This is a genomic window from Alkalihalobacillus sp. NPDC127517, assembly GCF_050276055.1.
Lineage (GTDB): Bacteria > Bacillota > Bacilli > Bacillales > Bacillaceae_D > Alkalicoccobacillus.
Genome location: NZ_JBNNQX010000018.1, coordinates 24,531 through 42,918, shown reverse-complemented (window position 1 = coordinate 42,918; position 18,388 = coordinate 24,531). Strand labels below are relative to the sequence as shown.

The following is an 18,388-nucleotide window of genomic DNA, read 5'->3' as shown; positions in this document are numbered from 1 at the left end:
GGAAGAAGGTGATCAAGCGTGCCAATTCAACTACTATTAAATATTCTTATTGCGTTCTTATGGGTGTTTTTGCAGGACGAGGATGAATTTCGGTTTACAACCTTTATTGCAGGTTTTCTAGTTGGTCTGAGTTTAATTTATGTCATGAGACGATTTTTCCCGGATCCGTTTTATCTTAGGAAAATTGTATCAATTGGACATTTAATTTTCCTATTTATTAAGGAATTGATTCTTTCTAGTATCTTAATGATCAAACAAATATTACGACCAAAAATCAATATCACTCCGGGTATCTTTAGCTTTGAAACCGAACTAAGAGGGGACTGGGAGATGACATTTCTAGCCCTTTTATTGACGCTAACACCAGGATCAGTCGTACTTGAAATTGATGATGAGAATCATACGTTTTATATACATGCGATGGATATTCCAGAATCGATGGAAACGGTCTTGAAAGCAAAGGGTTCGTTTGAGCGAGCGATTATGGAGGTGACTCGTTAATGCTAGAAATTGTTGGCTACATTGCATTGATTTTTTTATCTATTTCGATCTTAATTGGTCTTTATCGAGTAATTAAAGGACCGTCAATGCCTGATCGAGTGATCGCTCTTGATACGATTGGTATCAACTTGATCTCTGCTATTGCTGTCATTTCAATTACGCTACAGACAAGAGCCTTTCTAGAAGTTATCTTACTTCTTGGAATCTTGTCCTTCATTACAACAGTTGCCTTTTCTAAATTTCTAGAGAGGGGTGTTGTCATTGAACGTAAGCGTGATCGGTGAAGTGATTGCAGCAATTCTTATCCTTTTAGGTACATTAATGAACGTCATTAGTGCATATGGATTAATTCGGTTGCCAGATGTCTATACCCGTTCGCATGCGGGAACCAAAAGTGCAACGCTCGGAGTTTTATGTACGCTTGTCGGAACGTTTGTTTATTTTTGGACGGTAGATAATTATGTAAGTGTTCGTTTGTTACTTGGGATTTTCTTTGTATTCTTAACTGCACCAGTTGCTGGACATTTGATCAGTCGAGCCGCCTATCATTCAGGTGTACCGATGACAGAAACGAGTGTTAAAGATCAGTTAAAAGAAGATATAGAGAAGCGTGAGAAACAGGAATCATCTAATCAAGAATAAAGAAAGCCGCCTGATTAACTTTCAGGCGGCTTTCTTATTATTATTTTTCGATCCCTTCCCAGTAAGGGGAGCGATCATAATGAGCATACAACCTGGTCTCATCTTCACGTGTAAATGGCTCGTGGATTTCATAATCTGGTGCACTTTCGATTAATTCTTTGTCAACACTTACTGTAATGGTTTTATCCTGCCATGAAATATCCGTGATCCATTCAGCAGCGAGTGGTACCGGTTCTCGTGTGAACGTTCCACCAACATCAACAATGATGTAGTTAATTGTCCAGTCATGTTCATTTAACATAAAGTCCAATGCTTTTCCGACCTCACCGTTTTTGACGTGAATCTTATATCCACGCAGATCATTAATACTTTGCAGTGTATTCTGTTCTGTTTGCTGGGTCATCGCATCTTGCTCGTCTTCCGTACGATTAAGATTGGGATTGGCAATTGGGTGCGGTATCATCATGCCAGGTGCAGCAGGGTAAGATCCTGGTGACCCCATACCAGCGCTTGCTCCACCGATTGGGGCTCCCCAATAATGGCGCCATCCATAGTGATCACGAAGTTCAGCTTCATATTGACGTGAAACGGGTTCATGTGCAGAAGGCTTAGGACTATCTTTAATTTGTTCTTTCGTTAAGTTAACATCAATTCGTTCCTTTTCCTGTTCAATGGAGGTAACGGATTCAGGACTTAGTAAAACTTTTCCACCAAAAAACCAAGTACGCGTATCTCCAACAAAATAACGAAGGGTGAATGTATTGGATTCAAAGTAGAGATCAGCGATTGAACCTAGCTCGCCGTCAGTAGCATTCATAGAAAAGCTTTCTAAGGTTTTTGCTTGAATAAACATTCTACTCTCCCTTTCCACGTGAATCATTTATTTGTACTCTATATAACCGCTTTCAACTAATTTGAAACACGTGACATTTACACCTGAGAGGTTGGGAAAATTTCAGTATATCTGATGTAACCCACTTTTGATATGAAAAATCATGTATAATGAAAGCGCTTTAAACAATTACATAAGGAGGAGTTCTATGTCGAAAAAAAGGCGTAGTAAGAAGGTTTTAGTCGGACTTATGGTTGGGGTATTGGCATGTGGAAACATATCCGTACAAGAAGCGTTAGGGGAAGAAACGATGCACGAATTATCCGTAACAGAAGTGACAGATACTGGGGTCACATTGTCTTGGGAAAAAGAAGAGGGTGCACAGTCGTATAATGTATACTGGGCCGATAAAGACACCGAAAACATGGAGTACCGCTTACTTGATAATGTAACTGATACTACTTACACCTACGAACGATCGACTCATATTCCTCATTATTTTAAAGTGGCTCCAGTCATCAATGGAACGGAACAAGAGACTTCAAATACTGTACGATCAAGTATAAAAAAAGAATTTAATCCACAGCTTGAAGAATTAGATCGAGGAGTTGTTGCTGTTGCGACGTCTGAAGGCGTATTTCTTAGCTGGCGTTTACTAAAGGAAGAAGCGACAGGACATTCAGTTACGGGGCTAACCGGAGTAGACTTTCATGTGTATCGTGATGGAAGTAAGATTGCTGAAGTAACGGACAGCACAAACTATCTTGATGCAAGCGGTACGGAGGGATCTGGGTATACCGTGAAAGCTGTAGAAGCAGGCGTTGAAATGGATGAAAGTGAACCCGTCAGTCCATGGGCTGATGGATATTATGATCTGCCTCTTCAAAAGCCTGAAGATGGTGTAACACCAGCTGGTGAGAATTATACATATCATGCGAATGATATGAGTGTCGGTGATGTAGATGGGGATGGTCAATACGAATTCATCGTGAAATGGGACCCATCTAATTCAAAGGATGTTTCTCAAAAAGGTTATACAGGAAACACATATATTGATACGTATACCTTTAATGGGGACTTGCTTTATCGCATTGATTTAGGCGTAAATGTACGATCTGGTGCGCATTATACGCAGTTTCTGGTATATGATTTTGACGGTGATGGCAAGGCTGAAATGATGTTTAAGACAGCTCCTGGTACAAAAATCATTAAGTACTCTGATGATGGTTCGGTAGAGTCAGAAGAATACATTACGATGCCGGAAGAGGATCTGACTGAAGGGTTTAGTCATGAAGATGATTACCGAATGAGTTCAGATGACTACTACGAGCATTTGGTTGAGATGTTTATGGGATGGCACGAGCATGAGGAGGTTGTTGCAGGTAATTGGCCAGAGACGCTTGAAGAGAGCTTTGGAATTGAGCCGGAATACGAGTATCCTCTTTCAAAGGAAGACGCAGAAGCGTTAGTCGATCATTTTATAGATGAATATGCACCCTCGCGTAGCAGCCGAAATGACCTACGTGATTTTGAAGGCTTTATAGTTGATGGGCCTGAGTACTTAACTGTGTTTGAAGGGGAGTCAGGTAAAGAGTTAGAAACCATTCACTACAAACCAGGCAGAACTGATGATGGCTTGATGTGGGGAGATTACGCGATGGCTCGTATTGAGCCAGGAAACCGTGTGGATCGGTTTCTTGCGGGGGTTGCTTATTTAGATGGAGAGAAACCATCGGCTGTGTTTGCAAGAGGATACTATACGCGAACAACACTTGTTTCATACGATTGGAATGGTAAGAATATAGAAGAAAAATGGTATGTAGACAGTGGCTGGACACCAATGTCAAATCCATTTAATGATGGACCACACGGAAGAGATGGAACGGATGAGGAATTTGGAACAATTACCACACAAGGGGCACATTCGTTAAGTGTTGCGGATGTTGATGGGGATGGAAAACACGAGATCATTTATGGAGGAGCAACCATTGATCATGATGGGTCTCTTCTCTACAGCTCGTTTGATATTCTTCCTCCTGGAAGTGGAAATCCAGGGTCAGAAGCAAGACTTGGACACGGAGATGCGCTCCATGTAGCCGATGTGAATCCAGATCGACCAGGTCTTGAAAGCTTTATGGTGTTTGAGGGTGGCCAGTGGGCTCCTTACGGGTACGCATTGCGCGATGCTGAATCGGGTGATGTCATTTATGGTGGCTATACGGGTAGAGATACCGGTCGAGGCATGGTAGGAGATGTGAATCCAAACACCAGAGGACTTGAGACGTGGGCTGTTGGTTTGTGGACAGCTGACGGGGAAAAGCTGAGCGACAGAATACCGGGCACAAATTTTAACATTAAATGGTCTGCTGATCTTACCACTCAAATTGTGAATGGGTCGATTGACCAGACACCAACGATTGATGATTGGCAGAGAGGGAGACTCCTAACCGCAGAAGGAACTCGCACAAACAACTATACAAAAGGGACACCTTCTCTTGTAGCAGATATCTTTGGTGATTTCAGAGAGGAGTTACTCGTTCGCACCACAGATAGCTCAGCTATTCGAATCTATACAAGTACAGAAGTGACTGAGCATAAGTTGTATACTCTGATGCACGATACACAGTATCGGACCGGGATTGCATGGCAGAATGTAACCTACAATCAACCTTCTTATCCTAGCTTCTATTATGCATCAGATATGGACTGGGAGTATGTACCTGTGTCAGAGGCAGAGCAGCAGGTGGATCCACTTTCGGAGCTAGAGTCTTCTTTAATGGCTTTTGTGGATGCAGGAGATGTGACGGAGCCATTGTCCAAGACGCTATTTAAAGAAATTGATCGGGCGAAAATTCATGCAGAGAGCGGATCAAAGAAACAGATTATAAGAGGTATGGAAGCATTTAAAGCAGAGCTGAATGATGATAAAAACAAAGCGTATGCGACTGATGAAGCGAGAACGGTGTTAACGGAATGGGCGGAGCAGGTTATTGACGATTCGTCTAATTAAAAAATGCTCTGGGAGAGATTGGAGCTTCGGCAATCGCTACCGTGATGGGGGCACGCTTTCCTAGGGCGGGCGTTGAACTAAACCGGCTACGCCAGGTTCATTTCACCTCTGCCCTTTTCTCCCATAGGAGTCGGCCACCCACCCCGTCCGCTGTGTACAGTGCGTCTATTCATTTTGCAGGAAAAGATGTGTGTGGGGTAGGAGCTTCGGCAATCGCTACCGTGATGGGGGCACGCTTTCCATGGGCGGGCGCTGAACTAAACCGGCTACGCCAGGTTCATTTCACCTCTGCCCTCTTCTCCCGTAGGAGTCGGCCCCCATGCTGTCCGCTTAGTGAGGTGCGTGCACTTATTTTGCTGGAAGAGATGTGAAAGACATGCTTTCTAAAAAAATGGCGAGTGATTCGATTGATGAATCACTCGCCATTTTTGTTTAATTTTAAGGATGGTTCAGACTCTATCTTTCCCTACTGTAATTGCGCGAATCTTTTCAATGGCTGCCTTAGGTTCTCGATCATAGGTGAGGAGCCCATTGATTTCTTGTTCAACGTCTGTAAGCTGTGTATAGCAAAAGCCTTTGATGAGTGGAGATTCGTATAACGCTTCGATGACAGCCGCGTACCCTTTGAGAAACTCTTCCTCGTTTGTTGCATGAGAATAGCCCCAGCCATCCCAATTACTTTGTTTAAAGGAGATTCCTCCCAAACTCTGTGATTAGAATTGGCTCACCTGAATATTGATAACCTGACGCGTAGAGCTTTTTTCCAGAAGGTAGAAAGCTAAGAACACCATCAAGTGTCTGATATCTCTCCTTAAGGATGGCTTTTGAAGCTTCATAGTCGTGAATGGTGCAAAGATCTGATTGTGTGTGCTCCCACCCATCATTTGACATAACGAATCGTGTTTGATCAATCGACTTAGTCAAATGATACATAGCTATACTGTGATGACGCTGCTTGGCACTTGTTAACAGATCGGGCACACCCCAGCTCTCATTTAAAGGAACCCAGGCGACGATGCAAGGATGATTGTAATCACGCTTAATTACATCAAGCCATTCTTTAGTTAAACGCTCCACCGCACGTTCGCTATAGATATAGCTGTTTGCCATCTCACCCCATACAAGAAGTCCAAGCCTGTCAGCCCAATAATAATAGAGCGGATCCTCGACCTTTTGATGCTTTCTTGCTCCGTTAAAACCTAATTGCTTTGTCAGCTTGATGTCTTGAATAAAGCTCTCTTCTGATGGTGCTGTTAGAACACCGTCTGGAAAGTAGCCTTGATCTAAAACAAGCTTCATATAGTAAGGTTTGTTGTTTAAATAAACTTCACCATTTGAGACGGAGACCTTTCTCATTCCAAAATAACTCTGTATTTCATCAACAACCTGGGTGCCAATGCGTAGCTTAAAGGTTACATCAAAGAGAGAGGGATTCTCCGGGCTCCATAACCACTCTTCATGCTGCGTTGCAGGATGAACAATCGAGTATTGTCGTTGGCCCTTTTCACCAAGAACAGAGATTCGATCATTCACGACGGGTGTACCATTAAAAGAAATGGAGACCTCAAGCTCCAGGTTCGAGGCTACTCCAAGAATGTGATAGTCTAGCTTTATTTGCTTTTCATCAATATCAGGTGTGAACGACACATGAGATAGGTGGCTTTGATTCACTTTTTCTAGCCAAACGGTTTGCCAAATGCCTGTTGTTCTTGTGTAGAAGATGCTCTCTGACTCTTCCTTCCAGTACTGCTTGCCACGTGGTTGGTCCAGGTCTGTAGAAGAGTCTACTGCCTGAACAACTAATTCATTTTCTCCAGAATGGATAAGTGAGGTCACATCCAGTTGAAAAGATGTGTGACCACCTTGATGAGTCCCAGCTAATTCACCATTGATCCAAATCATAGCCTCGTAATCAACCGCTCCAAAATGAAGAAGGTAGAGAGAGCCATTCTCTTTTTGTAAACGGAATTGGCGCTTATACCAGACTCGATCATGAAACGTTTGATCATGAATCCCGCTTAACGCAGCCTGGTAGGCAAAGGGTACATGAATGGTTTTAGAAAATGAATGCTCCTTGTACCATTTCTCAGTAATCCCAACATCTTGATCGTCGTATTCAAATAACCATTCTCCATTTAAATTCGTCCACGTTGGCCGTTTGAAATGCGGTCTTGGATATTCCGTACGAATCATGTTCAATGAACTCACTCCCTTTTAATGAGTTACCCTTTTATTCCGGTAAAACTGATTCCTTTCACAATTTGCTTCTCAAAGAGCAAGAAAGCGATGATGACTGGGATGGATGCAAGTGCATTCACCGTCATTGGAAGAATGTAACTCTCTGAATAGTTCGAGTTAAACATCGGAATCCCTACTGGAAGTGTATAAAGAGATTCAGAGATGATCGCTAAGTAAGGCCATAGGAAGTTATTCCATGAACCAATAAAGGTTAGAATCCCAATCGCAGCAAGCGCCGGCTTGGCAAGCGGTAGTACGATATTCCAAAACAGACGAATGTCTGAACAACCATCAATCTGGGCACTTTCAATGACTTCATTTGGTACGCCATCAAAGAAGCTCTTCAGAATAATCACTCCAAGCGGCGCTGCAATCATTGGAAGAATTAACCCGCTATACGTATCCAATAAATTCATGGCCCCAATAATCTCATAGAGAGGAATGATCATCGCCTCACCAGGAACCATTAACCCCGCAATAAAGAACACAAAGAGCGCTCGACGATAACGGAATTTCATCTTGGATAGTGCAAATGCAGCGAGTGAAGTAAGAACCAGGGTTAACACCGTAGTCACGATCCCAACAAAAAAGCTGTTCCAAATCCATAAGAAAATATCGCTACCACCGATCACATCAATATAATTCACAAAGGTGTAGGGAGGGAGGAACCACCCAATCGGAGAGGCAGCAGGCTGACTCTCAGGTTTTAATGAGACAAAAATCATCCAAAAGATTGGAAACAAAAACAAAAACGTCATGAACAAGGCCAGTATGACCTTTGGAATCCGGAGTGGGTCTCTTTTTTGAGATAATGCCGACTGTTGCTGAGTACTCATATCATTCGACCTCCTTTGCCACCCAGACGTAGTTGAACTAATGAGAGAAGGAGTAGGACAACAAACAGCAGGTACGACATGGCAGCCGCATAGCCAAGGTCATATCTCTCAAAGCCCATTTCATAGATATACAGAATAATTGGACGTGTTGACGTACCAGGTCCACCCCCAGTAATCAAAAGGATTTGACCGAACACCTTAAAGGATGCCAGTACCTGAAGAAGTAAAATCACTCGAGTAATCGGAAGTAGCTGTGGTAACGTAATTTTCCAAAACATCATCATTCGAGTAGCGCCATCCACTTCAGCTGCTTCATATAGATCATCCGGAATGTTCTGCAGGGATGTTAAGAATAGGATCATATTGAACCCAACTGTCCACCATAATGTCACCCCAATAATACTGACCCAAGCAAGAGAGGGCTCTGCAAGCCAAAAGGGCTCCTGATTGATTCCAAATGCTTGAATTAAGTTATTAACCACCCCTGTATAAGGCTGGAGCATGAAGATGGCCACATACGAAATAACAGAGACTGAGAGAATACTAGGGATAAAAAAGGCTCCGCGAATTAACGTACGAAACCGTGTATTTAAATTTGCAAGTAAAGCTAGAAACAAGGCTAAGATCACCATCGTTGGTGTAGATAAAACAACAAACAGGGTTGTATTTCCGAATGCTTGCCAGAAGTTCGGATCCGTTAATACGTTTTGATAATGTGTGAGTCCAATAAAATCTTGTTGCTCGATGAGTGTCCAATTAAAGAAACTCATCTGCATCCCTTTAAAAATAGGGAAGACTGTAAAGGCCACATAGACGATAAAGAAAGGAAGAATAAAGGGGAGCGGACGTAACTCATTTTTCCATGATTTCTTGTTCAAAGGGCACACCTCCTTATGCGTACGTGTTTTATCGAATCGTAATCTCTAGATCATTAATCATCTTTTGGATGCCTTCTTCTGGCGTAAGTCTACCTGCCATAATTTCATCTAAGCTTCGCGTCATATCTGTTTCAGCCGAACTTTGATAGATCGTTTGATCGGTGTACACAACATCAGCAGAAATGGATGCGTAATCAGAGCGATACGGCATATCCTGATATTCCTGCGACTCTACAATCTCGGGCTTGGACGGAATATGACCAGCCTTAGCCCAATCGAGTCCACTATCACTTACGAATTGAATGAATTGCATTTTCGCCAGCTGTCGCTCATCTGTCGTTTCAGAGTGTATTGGCATGATGAGTGTATGCGAACCACCCTGTGCTGCATCAACATCAAAAAGCTGTGGAAATGGAATGGCTGTAAAAGGCAAATCAGCAGCTTCCCAGATACCAGTGCCCCATACCCCTGTCATTAAGCTAAAGGCATTACCAGATTGAAAGTTTTCATAGGGATCGCTCAGATGCATTGGAATCACGTCACCAAAAAATTGTAAGAGATAGTCGGCAGCTTCTACGGCAATCTCCTCATCTAGCGTAATCTCAGGATTGGTTAAATCATCAGAGAAAATCGGTGTACCACCCATTTGAAAATAGGTCATCCACCACCAACGATAAACATCGAGTCCACCAGTTGGAATGGCGATACCCGTTTTGTCAGGTAATGCCTCTTTAGCCTCCTGGAAAAAGTTCAGGAATCCCTCAGGTGTTTCTTCAATAATCGGCTGCCCTGCATCATCTAAAAGACCCGCTTCTTCTGCAAGATCAGTATTGATATAGAGGATGAATGGATGAGAATCAATAGGCACGGCATGATAGCTTCCATCAACCTCCATCGCATCCTGAAGATTCTCATAAAAATCATTAAAGTCTAGCCCTACCTCCTGGGAGAGATCATTCAGTGGCACGGTTAAGCCTTGATTAACAAGCTCAGGCAAAACTGCGGCATGTGATACGGCAACATCAGGTCCACGGTTCGCCGCAACACTTGTAACAAGCTTTGTGTAGTAGTCGTCAAAATCCTGTAGAATGATATTTACATAAATATCGTCCTGAGATTCATTAAACGATGTAACGATATCTTGCATATAACTTAAGTCTCCTCCACCAAATAAAACCCAATAATTAAGTTGAATTCGACCATCGCTGGTTGTGAGCTCGGTACGATTGCAAGCAGTTAATAGAATGAGAGAGAAACCTAAGAGCAGTAACCATCTTTTACTTTGACCAATCATCTGAACATCTCCTTTCTAATCTCATTTAAGTAAACGCTTTCAAAAGAGTGAAACATTATAACCTATTCGTATAAATAGATTATTAGAAGCCGATAAAATGTTAATTTATACGTACCACTTTATCACCGGCTGATTTGTAAGTCAATTTACAATTTACTGATTTTATCACGGGATTTATGCAGATTTAACTTGTTTTACCTATCTTTTTCAGATTTAATAGATAGTAACAGGAAAAAGTAATGGTAAAAGGGGAATGGACACCGTGAACAAAATTATGGTTGTTGGTTCTTCAGCTGGGGCGGGGAAATCGACATTTGCAAGAAAGCTATCACATGTAACTCGTTTACCAGTACATCATCTGGACACACTGTTCTGGAAGCCGGGCTGGATAGAGGAAGACAAGGATATTTTTATTGAGAAGCAGAGAGTGTTAGCACAAACAAATCAATGGATTATAGAAGGTAATTACAATGCGACTTTTAATGTGCGTTTAAGCAAAGCAGATACAATCGTGTTTATCGACTGTCCTCTTTGGCGTTGCTTGTATCATGTCGTAAAGAGAAGGATTATGTTTCACGGAAGGTCTAGGCCAGACCTTACAGAGGGCTGTAAGGAGAAAATAGATCCAGGGTTCATCTGGTTTATTATTAAAACCTATTATCCTAGACAAAAGAAGATGAAGGTTAAGTTAAAACAGTTTGAAGAAGGCTCTGACAAGCACAAGGTCTATGTTCTTTCAGGACAAAAGGAAATGGAACGATTTTTACAAGCATTAGAGGAGGATACAAATGGAGCAGGATTTTCTTAATCAATTAAAGGCAATGGATGAAGCATTTGAAGGCTGGGACTTTTCCTACGTGTCCGAAACGGGACGTATTGCGACCTCTCCTCTTACGTGGTCATACGGGAGTATTGTGAAGAGTTATATGGCTACAGCCACTGGCATGCTTGATATGGGCACAGGTGGAGGAGAATTACTTAGTTATCTAAGACCTTACCCACCACGTATAAAAGCAACCGAAGGCTATCAACCAAATGTTAGTGTAGCGAAGCGCAGATTAGAGCCTTTAGGGGTAACAGTCCTTCCATTTGAAGAAGATCATGACCTCCCTTTAGAGAATGAAGAATTTGATTTCATTATGAATAGGCATGATTCGTTTGATGCAAACGAAGTGCATCGTATTCTAAAATCAGGCGGAACCTTTATTACTCAGCAAGTGGGAGGAGACGACTGTCGGGAGATTAATGAATGGTTTAATGTGCCTGTGTCATATGAAGGGTGGAACCTGAAGAAAGCTGAGACCGAGTTAAAGGCAGCTGGTTTCCGCGTAGTAACGGCTAAAGAAGAATATCCAACTCAACGCTTTTATGATCTTGGGGCTCTTCTTTACTATTTAAAGGCAATCCCCTGGCAGCTTGAAGGATGGAAGCAAGAAGACTATGAGGATGACCTGTATCAAATCTATCTTCGCATGAAGAAAGAAGGGTATATTGATGTGGCGCAGCATCGGTTCCTCTTAATCTGCGAAAAGATATGATGATAGAACAAAGTGAATAGGAATAGTAGAAGGCTAACGTCTCTCTTTAATGGGAGTGTTAGTCTTTTATTTATCACAGTAATTTTTTGTTTACACTCTGAATTACTATAATCGCTCGCGGAGAACACGGTTTTATCCTCGCAAATTTTTCCCACTAATTAAAAAGTAGAACGTAATCATATTTTAAGCTTCTGAGCGTAAACTAAAAATATGTAAGCGCTTACTTTATTGAAGGGGGATAACAAGATGGATAGAGTGTGGCGTAAGTGGATGATAGGTTCAGCGTGTGCAGCTTCTGTATTCATGATGTCAGCCTGCGGTGGGGGAGAAGAGAAGGTAGAGGATGGACAAGTTGAATTAACCATTTGGTTGTGGAAGTCAATGGGCTTTGAAAGCTTGATTGAGCAATATGCTGAGGAACACGACATCAAGGTAAACATCCAAGTTGCTGATTTCAACGACGTGCATACAAACTTAACAACAGCACTTGCAGCAGGGAGCGGAGCACCGGATATTTCAGCAATTGAAGTAAAAGGAATCGATAAAATGAAGGCAAATCCAGATCATTTTCATAATCTCTTTGACTATGGCGGAGCAGAGGCTGAAGGGGATTATTTAGATTGGAAATGGCAGCAGGCGTTATCTATAGATGGAGAATATCTGCTAGGAATTCCGACAGATATTGGTCCTCAAGCACTTGCTTATCGAGTTGATTTATTTGAAGAAGCGGGTCTCCCAACTGACAGAGAGGAAGTAGCTGAGCAATTACAAACCTGGGATGATTTTATTGCGGCGGGTGAACTAGTAAAAGAAAAAACGGGCAAAGCGTTTCTGCCGAATCCAGGAAACATGTATGCAGTGATGGAAGGGCAAGGGGACGCGAAGTACTTTGATGCGGATGGAAACATCATTGTTCAAGATAATCCAGCAATTACGCGGGCATATGACTATGCAATGGAAATGATCGAGAAGGGTCTAACAACAAATATGGAAGATGGAAGCACGGAATGGTCCGCGGGACTTGTAAATGGGGACTTTGCTACGGTTGTCGCTCCGGCTTGGCGAATGACACAAATTCAAGAAAGTGCACCAGATGCAGCTGGGCTTTGGGATATTACACAAATTCCTGAAGGATCCGGGAATATGGGTGGATCGTTTCTGACAGTACCAAAGGAATCGAAGCATCCACAAGAAGCGTACGATTTAATTGAATGGGTCTTGGCTCCAGAGCAACAATTAACAGTCTTTAGAGAGCTTGGAAACTTCCCATCTACGCCTTCTGTCTATGACTCTGAGGAACTAGTAAATTACACGAGTGAGTACTTTAATGATGCACCAGTAGGCAAGATTTATTCTGAAGCGGCAGAGCGGGTAACTCCAATCCTTGAAGGGCCAGAATCCATTCAAATTGAGAAGATTCTTGGAGATGCTGTGACGAGGGTTCAGGATGGTCAAGATACTCCAGAATCAAGTTGGGATGCAGCAATGAAAAGCTTAGAACGAGAGATTGGTAGGTAACCACAACCTTTATAGGGTGCCGCACAAAGGCGGCATCCTCATATAAAGTAAGGGGGCAAGTGATGAAGGAGAGTTCTGTAAAGAAACCTAAGAAGCTATCAACTCAAAGTAAAAAGGATCATATCTCGGCTTATTTATACATCTCACCTTTTTTTCTATTGTTTGCAGTCTTTGGCGTGTTTCCAATTTTATTTACGGCTTATATCTCGTTTCATAAATGGGACATTCTTGGCACAAAAGAATTTGTAGGGTTAACAAATTATCAATGGCTGCTCACTGATCCGCTGTTTTGGAAAGCTCTTGGGAACACCATGAGTATCTGGGTCATGTCGACCATTCCACAGCTGACACTCGCACTTGTGCTGGCATTTGTATTAAATCAGGCGTTACTCAAAGGTCGACATTTTTTCAGACTAGCTGTATTCCTTCCGAATATTACCTCAGTGGTTGCAGTGGCCATTGTGTTTGATGCGATCTTTGGTCAACATTATGGAATCATCAATTATCTTCTATCCCTTGTTGGTGTTGAGCCGATTAACTGGAAGGCGTCTGTTCTCGGAACACATGTCGCGATTTCAAGCATGGTAATCTGGCGATGGGTCGGTTATAACTCCATTATTTATTTGGCTGCGTTGCAAAGTATTCCAAAGGATCTTTATGAAGCAGCAACTATTGATGGAGCAAATAAAATTCAACAATTTCTGTTCGTGACCATTCCCATGATTCGACCGATGATTATCTTTACTGTAATTCTATCAACGATCGGTGGGATGCAGATCTTTGCGGAACCTCAGACCTTCTCAGGCATGGGAGGAGGGGCTGTGAATCAAGGTCTTACATTAACTCTGTATCTATATGAAGAAGCATTCCTCAGAAATTCGTTTGGATATGCGTCTGCCATTGCATGGCTGTTATTCTTGATCATTGTTCTGTTCTCGTTATTGAATCTATTTGTGACGCGCAAAATTAAATCTGCTGATTAAGGATGTGAGTCGTATGAAAGAAGTGGGTAGCAAGCCATTTAGTGTTGGTAAAATAGGGATATACAGCGCACTTGTTTTCTTTAGTCTCTGTGCGCTCTTCCCTTTATATTGGATGTTTGTCATTGGTTCGAATCATACATCCGCGGTTAGTCAATTTCCACCTGCCATCATGCCTGGTACAGAATTTTTCGTAAATGCTGGGAAAGTGTTTACGAATATTAATTTCTTACAGGCATTATTCAATACCTTTATTGTAGCAAGCCTCATTACGCTATCTGTCCTGTTTTTCTGTTCGTTAGCGGGCTTCGCTTTTGCAAAACTGAAATTTAGAGGACGAAATGGCTTGTTTATCTTTGTTCTTGCCACGATGATGGTTCCAGCTCAACTTGGTCTCATTCCCTCATACATGATCGTGAGTCAGCTCGGCTGGATCAACACATTAACGGCTCTAATTGTTCCTGCGATGGTGAATGCATTCGGTGTCTTTTGGATGAGACAATACATCTCGACCGCTGTGCCAAATGAATTAATTGATGCAGGAAGAATGGACGGCTGTTCGAACTTCAGATTATATTGGACGGTTGTTCTTCCCATCCTACGTCCGGCACTGGCCACTCTTGGTTTAATTACCTATATGAATGTTTGGAATGATTTTCTTTGGCCGCTTGTTGTGCTTAAGGATCGAAGCGTCCATACCATTCAAGTTGCATTAAAGACGTTAAATGGAACGTATGCGCAAGACTACAGTATGGTCTTAAATGGAACATTCTTAGCAACACTACCGTTATTAGTGATCTTTTTACTATTCAGCAAGCAAGTGATCGCAGGTATCACAGAGGGAGCAATCAAAAGTTAAAAAGAAACCTTCAATGAATCAATAAAAATATTATACATTCAGAACGAAAACAGGTAGAATGATAGCGTATACACGAAACATCGATTTGAACCTTGTAAGCGGTTAATTCTTTTTTGAGGGAGAGTGAGTTTCATGCAAAAAGCTAGAATTGGAATTGTTGGCTGCGGCACAATCAGTGATATTTACTTGCAAAATTGTGTCTCAGACGAGTTTATTGAAATTGATGCTGTTAGTGATTTAAATGAACAAGCAGCAAGAGAAAAAGCAAAAGCTTACAATATTCAAAAAGTCTTAACGCCAGATGAGCTTTATGCAGATCCTGATATTGATATGGTTTTAAACTTAACCATTCCAGCAGCGCACGCCGAAGTGTCACTAAAGGCATTAGAACATGGTAAGCATGTGTTTCTTGAGAAGCCTTTGTCTATTTCTTTGCAGGACGCTGATCAAATCCTGCAGCTTGCCAAAGAAAAAGGTCTTCAGGTTGGTGTGGCACCAGATACATTTTTGGGTGGGGGCTTACAGACCTGCCGCAAGTTTATTGATGAGGGTTCCATTGGGAAACCAGTGGCAGCGACAGCATTTATGATGTCACATGGACCCGAAAGCTGGCATCCAAACCCATACTTCTACTACCAAGAAGGAGCAGGTCCGCTTTTTGATATGGGGCCGTATTACTTAACCGCATTAATTCATCTAATTGGTCCATTCCGCAGAGTGACAGGTTCAGCTCAGTCTGCATTAAAAGAACGAATTGCGACAAGTCCAGAGCGAAATGGTGAAGTCATTCCAGTAAATACGCCAACACACGTAACTGGAGTCATTGATTTTGAGAATGGTGCTGTTGGAACACTGATCATGAGCTTTGATGTCTGGGGAGCTACATTACCTTGGATTGAGATCTATGGAACAGAAGGAACACTCAGAGTGCCAGATCCAAACACGTTTGGTGGTCCGGTCTATATTAAAAAAGCAGGAGAGCTCGAGTGGACTGAGCTTGCGTTGACCCACGGACACACTGAAAATGAACGAGGTCTTGGCTTAAAGGATATGGCACGTGCAGTTGTTACAGGAAGTCCAACTAGAGCATCAGGTGAGATGGGTTACCACGTACTTGAAGCCATGCATGGTTTCTACACGGCTTCCTCGACGAACCAACATTATGCGATGCAAAGTCAATGTGAGCGACCGGCACCAGTTGAATCAAACTAAGGAGGAGATACGATGAAATTAGGAGTATTTGCCGTATTATTTGCTGATAAACCATTTGAGGAAATGCTTGATCATATTAAAAGCTTAGGACTTGAAACTGTAGAAATTGGGACAGGAGGTTACCCTGGAAATGCCCATTGTAATCCTGCTGAGCTTTTAGCAGATGAAACGAAGCTAAAGGCTTTCCAGCACGCAGTGGAGAGCAGAGGACTGACGATTAGTAGCTTAAGCTGCCACGGGAATCCGATTACACCTGATAAGGAGTTTGCCGATCAGTGCCATCAGGATTTCCTTGATACCGTTCGTTTGGCAAATAAATTAGGTGTAGAGGTTGTGACAACGTTCTCAGGTACACCTGGTGCGTATGAAGGCGCAAAAGCACCAAGCTGGCCGGTAGCACCATGGCCTAACGAGCATGGTGAAATTTTAAAATGGCAATGGGAAGAAAAACTGATTCCTTATTGGAAGGAAGCAGGAAAGTTTGCAAGTGATCACAACGTGAAGATTGCACTTGAGTTGCACGGAGGGTTTTTAGTACATACCCCAGCAACCTTGTTGAAACTCCGTGATGCAGTGGGTGAGGTAATCGGAGCAAACGTGGATCCTAGTCATTTATGGTGGCAAGGGATCGATCCCATAGCTGCAATTAAAATTCTTGGAAAACGTAATGCCATCCACTTTTTCCATGCGAAAGACACGTATATTGACCAGGACAATGTGAATATGCACGGACTGCTTGATATGCAATCGTATGCGAATATGCAGGATCGTGCCTGGATCTTCCGCTCAGTTGGTTATGGTCATGATCTGAAGGTATGGTCAGATATTATAAGTGCACTACGCACAGTTGGATATGATGGAGCTGTCAGCATCGAGCACGAGGATGGGCTAATGTCAATTGATGAAGGGTTCAGTCGAGCAGTAAGTAATCTGCAGCAAGTATTAATTAAAGATCCAGTACCAGATATGTGGTGGCTATAGAATTTAAACCAAGGTGAAAGGGGTACAATCATGAAAAAAGTAAAAGTAGCTGTAGTTGGAAATGGGAGTATTGCGAAATATCGTCATATTCCAGAATACGCAAGCAGAGAAGATGTTGAATTTGTAGCCTTTTGTGATTTTACAATCGAACTAGCAGAGGCGAATGTAGAACAGTACGGTGGAAAAGCCTATACAAGCTACGAGGAGCTTTTAGCAAATGAAGAGGTTGATGTAGTAAGTGTCTGCACACAAAATGCGGATCATGCGAAAGTATCAATTGCGGCAGCGAAAGCAGGAGCGCACGTTCTTTGTGAAAAACCAATGGCGACGTCCCTTGAAGAAGCCGAAGCGATGATTCAAGCCGCAGCTGACAACAACGTCCAACTGATGATTGGACATAATCAGCGACTAATGCCACCTCATGTAAAGGCAAAAGAAGTGTTAGCGTCTGGTCGTTTAGGTAAAGCGCTGACATTTAAAACGACGTTTGGCCATGGTGGGCCAGATGCGTGGAGTGTACAGGGTGATACAAGCTGGTTCTTTGATAAGTCCAAAGCATTTGTCGGAGCGATGGGTGACTTAGGTGTACACAAAATTGATTTGATCCGCTGGTTGTTTGATGAGGAAGTCTCAGAGGTTGCTGCGTTTGTTGAAACCCTCGATAAACAAGGCGATGTAGATGACAACGCAACTTGCCTATTGCGTATGGAAAGCGGTGCGATTGGAACAATGGCAGCCAGCTGGACGTATTACAAAGGCGAGGACAATACAACGAGTGTTTACTGCGAGAACGGTGTGCTTGAAATCAAAGATAACGCAGATGAGCAGGTCGTGGTTCGTTTAACAGATGGAACCGTTGAACGATACGCAGTTGGGGCCATCGCAACGAATGAAGAGGGCGGACAGACTTCAAGTGGAGTAATTGATGCGTTCCTTGATGGGATTAAGAATGAGACAGAGCCGGTTATCAGTGGCGAAGAAGGAATGAAATCGTTGAATGTGGTACTAGCCGCATTAGAATCTGCAAAAACACGTGCGTTTGTGAAAGTAAACTAGTTCTGAGAGGATG

At 42.6% G+C, this 18,388-nt stretch carries 18 protein-coding genes; 12 read left to right on the top strand and 6 right to left on the bottom strand.

The window, feature by feature from the left end; translation table 11 throughout:
- Window positions 1–18 precede the first annotated feature (18 nt).
- From ACQKKO_RS19120 to ACQKKO_RS19110, 3 genes are read left to right on the top strand one after another with little or no spacing between them, the layout of a single operon-like run.
- Window positions 19–501 carry a Na+/H+ antiporter subunit E gene (locus ACQKKO_RS19120; RefSeq protein ID WP_479823693.1) on the top strand — a complete coding sequence of 161 codons (483 nt, stop codon included), beginning with the start codon at window positions 19–21 and terminating at the stop codon, window positions 499–501.
- Window positions 501–785 (top strand): Na(+)/H(+) antiporter subunit F1, encoded by a 285-nt coding sequence (locus ACQKKO_RS19115; protein ID WP_498650024.1) that lies wholly within the window; start codon window positions 501–503, stop codon window positions 783–785. Before ACQKKO_RS19120 ends, ACQKKO_RS19115 begins: the two co-directional genes overlap by 1 nt.
- Complete coding sequence (locus ACQKKO_RS19110) at window positions 763–1,143, top strand: Na+/H+ antiporter subunit G (protein ID WP_498650022.1); 381 nt, start codon at window positions 763–765, stop codon at window positions 1,141–1,143. The genes ACQKKO_RS19115 and ACQKKO_RS19110 overlap by 23 nt, the downstream gene beginning before the upstream one ends.
- A 40-nt stretch (window positions 1,144–1,183) precedes the next feature.
- On the opposite strand, the gene ACQKKO_RS19105 is transcribed toward ACQKKO_RS19110, so the two are convergent.
- Window positions 1,184–1,996, bottom strand: a complete 813-nt coding sequence (locus tag ACQKKO_RS19105; protein ID WP_498650021.1) for a PRC-barrel domain-containing protein — start codon at window positions 1,994–1,996, stop codon at window positions 1,184–1,186.
- Between the two features lie 187 nt (window positions 1,997–2,183).
- Between ACQKKO_RS19105 and ACQKKO_RS19100 the strand changes: the two genes are divergently transcribed.
- Window positions 2,184–4,985, top strand: coding sequence for a rhamnogalacturonan lyase family protein (locus ACQKKO_RS19100; protein ID WP_498650018.1), 2,802 nt, complete (start codon window positions 2,184–2,186; stop codon window positions 4,983–4,985).
- Window positions 4,986–5,434: 449 nt separating this feature from the next.
- Here ACQKKO_RS19100 and ACQKKO_RS19095 read toward each other — a convergent pair whose 3' ends face one another.
- Genes ACQKKO_RS19095 through ACQKKO_RS19075 form a run of 5 tightly spaced genes read right to left on the bottom strand, consistent with a single transcriptional unit; the run spans window position 5,435 to window position 10,231 of the window.
- Entirely contained in the window at window positions 5,435–5,689 is a 255-nt protein-coding gene (locus ACQKKO_RS19095) for a hypothetical protein (RefSeq protein ID WP_498650016.1), read from the bottom strand.
- Window positions 5,670–7,178: a glycoside hydrolase family 2 protein gene (locus ACQKKO_RS19090; RefSeq protein ID WP_498650042.1), complete on the bottom strand. Its 1,509-nt coding sequence runs from the start codon at window positions 7,176–7,178 to the stop codon at window positions 5,670–5,672. Before ACQKKO_RS19090 ends, ACQKKO_RS19095 begins: the two co-directional genes overlap by 20 nt.
- A gap of 29 nt (window positions 7,179–7,207) precedes the next feature.
- Window positions 7,208–8,059, bottom strand: a complete 852-nt coding sequence (locus ACQKKO_RS19085; RefSeq protein ID WP_498650014.1) for a carbohydrate ABC transporter permease — start codon at window positions 8,057–8,059, stop codon at window positions 7,208–7,210.
- Window positions 8,056–8,937, bottom strand: coding sequence for a carbohydrate ABC transporter permease (locus ACQKKO_RS19080; RefSeq protein ID WP_498650012.1), 882 nt, complete (start codon window positions 8,935–8,937; stop codon window positions 8,056–8,058). Before ACQKKO_RS19080 ends, ACQKKO_RS19085 begins: the two co-directional genes overlap by 4 nt.
- A 28-nt stretch (window positions 8,938–8,965) precedes the next feature.
- Window positions 8,966–10,231 carry an extracellular solute-binding protein gene (locus ACQKKO_RS19075; RefSeq protein WP_498650010.1) on the bottom strand — a complete coding sequence of 422 codons (1,266 nt, stop codon included), beginning with the start codon at window positions 10,229–10,231 and terminating at the stop codon, window positions 8,966–8,968.
- A 262-nt stretch (window positions 10,232–10,493) separates the two neighbouring features.
- On the opposite strand from ACQKKO_RS19075, the gene ACQKKO_RS19070 reads away from it, so the two are divergent.
- The 8 genes from ACQKKO_RS19070 (at window position 10,494) to ACQKKO_RS19035 (ending at window position 18,375) form a co-directional block, all read left to right on the top strand.
- Window positions 10,494–11,039: a P-loop NTPase family protein gene (locus tag ACQKKO_RS19070; RefSeq protein ID WP_498650008.1), complete on the top strand. Its 546-nt coding sequence runs from the start codon at window positions 10,494–10,496 to the stop codon at window positions 11,037–11,039.
- A complete protein-coding gene (locus ACQKKO_RS19065) occupies window positions 11,020–11,769 on the top strand; it encodes a class I SAM-dependent methyltransferase (protein ID WP_498650006.1) in 750 nt (249 codons plus the stop codon). The genes ACQKKO_RS19070 and ACQKKO_RS19065 overlap by 20 nt, the downstream gene beginning before the upstream one ends.
- A 246-nt stretch (window positions 11,770–12,015) precedes the next feature.
- Window positions 12,016–13,287 (top strand): ABC transporter substrate-binding protein, encoded by a 1,272-nt coding sequence (locus ACQKKO_RS19060; protein ID WP_498650004.1) that lies wholly within the window; start codon window positions 12,016–12,018, stop codon window positions 13,285–13,287.
- A gap of 62 nt (window positions 13,288–13,349) precedes the next feature.
- A complete protein-coding gene (locus tag ACQKKO_RS19055; RefSeq protein WP_498650003.1) occupies window positions 13,350–14,270 on the top strand; it encodes a carbohydrate ABC transporter permease in 921 nt (306 codons plus the stop codon).
- Window positions 14,271–14,283: 13 nt separating this feature from the next.
- A complete protein-coding gene (locus ACQKKO_RS19050; RefSeq protein WP_498650001.1) occupies window positions 14,284–15,126 on the top strand; it encodes a carbohydrate ABC transporter permease in 843 nt (280 codons plus the stop codon).
- Between the two features lie 132 nt (window positions 15,127–15,258).
- Window positions 15,259–16,338: a Gfo/Idh/MocA family protein gene (locus ACQKKO_RS19045; protein WP_498649999.1), complete on the top strand. Its 1,080-nt coding sequence runs from the start codon at window positions 15,259–15,261 to the stop codon at window positions 16,336–16,338.
- Between the two features lie 12 nt (window positions 16,339–16,350).
- Window positions 16,351–17,319 (top strand): sugar phosphate isomerase/epimerase family protein, encoded by a 969-nt coding sequence (locus ACQKKO_RS19040; RefSeq protein WP_498649997.1) that lies wholly within the window; start codon window positions 16,351–16,353, stop codon window positions 17,317–17,319.
- A 30-nt stretch (window positions 17,320–17,349) separates the two neighbouring features.
- Entirely contained in the window at window positions 17,350–18,375 is a 1,026-nt protein-coding gene (locus tag ACQKKO_RS19035; protein ID WP_498649995.1) for a Gfo/Idh/MocA family protein, read from the top strand.
- Window positions 18,376–18,388 lie beyond the last annotated feature (13 nt).

Excerpts from the sequence above, each read along its gene's own strand:
- ACQKKO_RS19115 (WP_498650024.1), top strand. The coding sequence starts at position 501 with ATGCTAGAAATTGTTGGCTACATTGCATTGATTTTTTTATCTATTTCG.
- ACQKKO_RS19105 (WP_498650021.1), bottom strand. The coding sequence starts at position 1,996 with ATGTTTATTCAAGCAAAAACCTTAGAAAGCTTTTCTATGAATGCTACT.
- ACQKKO_RS19100 (WP_498650018.1), top strand. The coding sequence starts at position 2,184 with ATGTCGAAAAAAAGGCGTAGTAAGAAGGTTTTAGTCGGACTTATGGTT.
- ACQKKO_RS19090 (WP_498650042.1), bottom strand. The coding sequence starts at position 7,178 with ATGATTCGTACGGAATATCCAAGACCGCATTTCAAACGGCCAACGTGG.
- ACQKKO_RS19085 (WP_498650014.1), bottom strand. The coding sequence starts at position 8,059 with ATGAGTACTCAGCAACAGTCGGCATTATCTCAAAAAAGAGACCCACTC.
- ACQKKO_RS19075 (WP_498650010.1), bottom strand. The coding sequence starts at position 10,231 with ATGATTGGTCAAAGTAAAAGATGGTTACTGCTCTTAGGTTTCTCTCTC.
- ACQKKO_RS19065 (WP_498650006.1), top strand. The coding sequence starts at position 11,020 with ATGGAGCAGGATTTTCTTAATCAATTAAAGGCAATGGATGAAGCATTT.
- ACQKKO_RS19060 (WP_498650004.1), top strand. The coding sequence starts at position 12,016 with ATGGATAGAGTGTGGCGTAAGTGGATGATAGGTTCAGCGTGTGCAGCT.
- ACQKKO_RS19055 (WP_498650003.1), top strand. The coding sequence starts at position 13,350 with ATGAAGGAGAGTTCTGTAAAGAAACCTAAGAAGCTATCAACTCAAAGT.
- ACQKKO_RS19050 (WP_498650001.1), top strand. The coding sequence starts at position 14,284 with ATGAAAGAAGTGGGTAGCAAGCCATTTAGTGTTGGTAAAATAGGGATA.
- ACQKKO_RS19045 (WP_498649999.1), top strand. The coding sequence starts at position 15,259 with ATGCAAAAAGCTAGAATTGGAATTGTTGGCTGCGGCACAATCAGTGAT.
- ACQKKO_RS19040 (WP_498649997.1), top strand. The coding sequence starts at position 16,351 with ATGAAATTAGGAGTATTTGCCGTATTATTTGCTGATAAACCATTTGAG.
- ACQKKO_RS19035 (WP_498649995.1), top strand. The coding sequence starts at position 17,350 with ATGAAAAAAGTAAAAGTAGCTGTAGTTGGAAATGGGAGTATTGCGAAA.